Source organism: Pseudomonas sp. Sample_24 (assembly GCF_004307605.1).
Classification (GTDB): Bacteria; Pseudomonadota; Gammaproteobacteria; order Pseudomonadales; family Pseudomonadaceae; genus Aquipseudomonas.
In genome coordinates this window covers 1-3,987 of record NZ_RCNW01000318.1, presented here as the reverse complement: position 1 = coordinate 3,987, position 3,987 = coordinate 1, and the positions used below count along the sequence as shown (strand labels likewise).

4 protein-coding genes are annotated in these 3,987 nt (G+C 62.0%); all 4 read right to left on the bottom strand.

From position 1 onward, the window contains the following. Positions 1 to 671: enoyl-CoA hydratase-related protein (locus D8V06_RS17015; RefSeq protein ID WP_130931363.1), on the bottom strand; the 671-nt coding region annotated here is incomplete at its 3' end. Positions 672 to 687: 16 nt separating this feature from the next. Beyond that, complete coding sequence (locus D8V06_RS17010; protein WP_130907511.1) at positions 688 to 1,815, bottom strand: acyl-CoA dehydrogenase; 1,128 nt, start codon at positions 1,813 to 1,815, stop codon at positions 688 to 690. Between the two features lie 115 nt (positions 1,816 to 1,930). Continuing rightward, entirely contained in the window at positions 1,931 to 3,124 is a 1,194-nt protein-coding gene (locus D8V06_RS17005) for an acetyl-CoA C-acyltransferase (RefSeq protein WP_130904809.1), read from the bottom strand. 12 nt (positions 3,125 to 3,136) lie between these two features. After that, on the bottom strand, positions 3,137 to 3,898 hold the full coding sequence (locus D8V06_RS17000; protein WP_130907510.1) for an SDR family NAD(P)-dependent oxidoreductase: 762 nt from the start codon (positions 3,896 to 3,898) through the stop codon (positions 3,137 to 3,139). Positions 3,899 to 3,987 lie beyond the last annotated feature (89 nt).

Below are 3,987 nucleotides of genomic sequence, written 5' to 3'. Positions count from 1 at the left end.
CGCACGCCTTCGGACAGGCTCACTTCAAAGGCGCGGTTGACGCTTTCCTTGACCATCATCGCAATCGGCAACGACTTCTTGGCGATCAATGCCGCGACTTTCAGCGCTTCGTCCAGCAGCTCATCGCTCGGCACGATGCGCGCCACGATGCCGCAACGTTCTGCTTCCACCGCATCGATCAAACGCCCGCTCAGGCACATTTCCATGGCCTTGGCCTTGCCCACGGCGCGGGTCAGACGTTGGGTGCCGCCCATACCTGGCAATACGCCGAGGTTGATTTCCGGCTGACCGAATTTGGCGTTGTCGCCGGCCAGAATGAAATCGCACATCAGCGCCAGTTCACAGCCACCGCCCAAGGCGAAACCATTCACCGCAGCGATGATCGGCTTGCGCCGGTTGGCCACGCGGTCGCTGTCGCTGAACAGGTCGTCAAGGTAGATCTGCGGGTAGGTCAGCTCAGCCATTTCCTTGATGTCGGCACCGGCAGCAAAAGCCTTTTTTGAGCCGGCCAGCACGATGCAACCGATGTTCGAATCGGCCTCCAGGCCATCGAGGGCATGGTTCAGCTCGCTGACGATCTGCGCATTCAAGGCGTTCAGCGCTTGCGGGCGGTTGAGGGTGATCAGGCCGACGCGGCCATGGGTTTCCAGCAAAATGGTTTCGTAGCTCACGGAGTGGTTCCTTCTTTCAAAGATTGCGCGAAATGACCATGCGCTGAATATCGCTGGTGCCTTCGTAGATCTGACACACCCGCACGTCGCGATAGATCCGCTCCAGCGGGAAGTCGTTCAAATAACCGTAACCGCCCAGGGTTTGCAACGCCGAGGAGCAGACTTTCTCGGCCATTTCCGAGGCGAACAACTTGGCCATCGACGCTTCGACCAGCGCCGGTTTGCCGCTGTCACGCAGGGCAGCGGCGTAATGCACCATTTGCCGCGCTACAGCGATCTGGGTCGCCATGTCCGCCAGGCGGAACGCGACAGCCTGGTGTTCGATGATCGGTTTGCCGAAACTCTCGCGCTCACGGGCGTAATCGCGGGCCGCTTCGAATGCGGCGCGGGCCATGCCCACTGATTGCGAGGCGATACCGACGCGTCCGCCTTCGAGGTTGGCCAAGGCGATCCTGTAGCCCTCGCCCTCTTCACCCAGGCGGTTGGCCAGCGGGACTTTTACGTCTTCGAAGAGAATCTGGCAGGTGTCCGACGCATGCTGGCCGAGCTTGTCCTCGACCCGCGCGACTTTGTAGCCCGGCGAATCGGTGGGCACGATGAATGCGCTGATGCCGCGCTTGCCGGCTGCAGGATCAGTCACCGCAAACACAATCACCACGCCTGCGTTCTGCCCGGAGGTGATGAACTGTTTACAGCCGTTAAGCACGTAGTGATCGCCGTTCAATTTGGCGCGGGTTTTCAAGCCGCTGGCGTCTGAGCCGGCCTGGGGTTCGGTCAGTGCAAACGCGCCAAGCATTGCGCCGCTGGCCAACGGCTTGAGGAAGCGTTCTTTCTGTTCATCGTTGCCGTAATGCAGGATCGGCACGCAACCGACCGAGTTGTGCACGCTCATGATGGTCGAGCAGGCACCGTCGCCGGCGGCGATTTCTTCCAGGGCCATGGCGTAGGCCAGGTAACCGGTGTCGCAACCGCCCCACTGCTCCGGCACCAGCATGCCGAAGAAGCCCAGTTCGGCCATCTCGCCGATGGCTTCCTTGGGGAAACGGTGCTCACGGTCCCACTCGGCGGCGAACGGTTTCAGCCGTTCCTCGGCGAATTGCTGGGCCATGTCGCGAATTTGTTGTTGGTCGTCATTGGGAATCATGATGAATCCTTGATTTGAGCCTGAATGCACCCTGCTCTTGTAGGAGCATGGCTTGCCCGCGATGGCGTCCTTGAGATCGCTATCGCGGGCAAGCCATGCTCCTACAGGGGCGGCGTTAGTACAGGCATTCCACAGCCATTGCCGTGGCTTCGCCGCCGCCGATGCAGATGGCCGCAACGCCACGCTTCAGGCCTTTCTGGCGCAGGGCCGAAAGCAACGTCACCAGAATGCGCGCGCCGGACGCACCGATCGGGTGGCCCAAAGCACAAGCGCCGCCGTGCACGTTGAGTTTCTCGTGGGGGATTTCCAGATGGGTCATTGCGGCCATGCCGACGACGGCGAAGGCTTCGTTGACTTCCACCAAGTCCACTTCATTGAGCGACCAGCCGGTCTTCTTGATCAGTTTCTTGATGGCGCCAATCGGTGCCACCGGGAACAGGCCCGGCGTGTCGGCAAACGCCGCGTGACCGTGGATCACCGCCAACGGTTTCAAACCACGCTTGTCAGCTTCGGAACGGCGCATCAGCACCAGCGCCGCCGCACCGTCGGAGATCGAACTGGAGTTCGCCGCCGTGACCGTACCACCGTCCCGGAACGCCGGTTTGAGCGAGGCGATCTTGTCCAGCTTGGCCTTCGGTGGTTGCTCGTCATTGCTGATCGTCACCTGTTCTTTGCCCACCATGACGGTCAGCGGAACGATTTCGTCCTTGAAGCTGCCGTCCTTGATCGCCTGTTGCGCACGAGTGGTCGAGGCAATGGCGAAGGCGTCCTGGGCTTCACGGCTGAAGCCGTTGGTTTCGGCGCAGTCTTCGGCAAAAGTGCCCATCAGGCGGCCCTTGTCATAGGCGTCTTCCAGGCCGTCGAGGAACATCGAGTCCTGCACCTTGCCATGGCCCATGCGATAGCCGCTGCGGGCACGGTCCAGCAGGTACGGCGCATTGGACATGCTTTCCATGCCCCCGGCGATGACCACTTCGGCGCTGCCGGCGACCAGCATGTCGTGAGCGAGGATGGCCGCTTCCATACCCGAGCCGCACATTTTGTTGAGGGTGGTGCAGCGAGTGGATTTATCCAGCCCGGCGCCCAGCGCCGCCTGGCGTGCCGGGGCCTGGCCGAGACCGGCTGGCAGTACGCAGCCGAATAAAACTTCATCGACGGCATCGCTGGCGACACCGGCGCGCTCCACGGCGGCTTTGATCGCGGCCGCGCCGAGTTGCGGCGCGGTCAGGCTTTTCAGTTCGCCCTGAAAGCCACCCATCGGGGTGCGGACAGCGCTGACGATGACGATTGGATCGTTGGAAAGGCTCATGACAAATCCTCCTTATTTCGCGGCCATGCGCAAGGCACCGTCGAGACGGATCACCTCGCCATTGAGCATGCTGTTTTCAATGATATGCCGGACCAGTGATGCATACTCGGCAGGTTTGCCCAGGCGCGGCGGGAACGGCACGCCAGCCGCTAGGGAATCGCGCACTTCCTGGGTCATGCCGGCCATCATCGGCGTCTCGAAAATGCCCGGGGCGATGGTCATCACCCGGATGCCGAAGCGCGCCAGCTCCCGTGCGGCCGGCAAGGTCAGGCTGACAATCGCCCCCTTGGATGCCGAGTACGCCGCCTGACCGATCTGGCCGTCGAATGCTGCAGCAGACGCCGTGTTGATGATCACGCCACGCTCGCCATCGGCGTCCGCTTCGGTTTCGGCAATCGCCGCCGAGGCCAGGCGCAGCATGTTGAAGCTGCCGATCAGGTTGACGTTGATCACCTGGCTGAAACTGGACAACGCGTGCGGACCGTTTTTGCCGAGGATCTTCTCGCCACGCACGATGCCGGCGCAGTTGACCAGACCGTTGAGGCCGCCGAAGGTTTTGACCGTGGCCTGCACCGCCGCTTCAGCCGCTGCTTCGTTGCTGATGTCCGCGACCACGCTTTGCGCGCCCAGGCGCTGGGCCTGCGCCGCGACAGCTTCGGCGTTCATGTCCACCAGCATCACCTTGGCGCCGGCGGCGACCAGCATTTCAGCGGTGGCGGCACCGAGGCCGGACGCGCCGCCAGTGACGAGAAAAACCTTGTTTTGGATCTGCATCATTGTTTCCTTGGATTCAAGCTGAAACGTTCTTCGCCGCGGCCTCTTGAGCCTTGGCGATTTCCTGGTTGCGCAAGATAAAGCGCTGC

Coding starts and splice junctions, on each gene's coding strand:
- D8V06_RS17010 (WP_130907511.1), bottom strand. CDS start 1,815: ATGATTCCCAATGACGACCAACAACAAATTCGCGACATGGCCCAGCAA.
- D8V06_RS17005 (WP_130904809.1), bottom strand. CDS start 3,124: ATGAGCCTTTCCAACGATCCAATCGTCATCGTCAGCGCTGTCCGCACC.
- D8V06_RS17000 (WP_130907510.1), bottom strand. CDS start 3,898: ATGCAGATCCAAAACAAGGTTTTTCTCGTCACTGGCGGCGCGTCCGGC.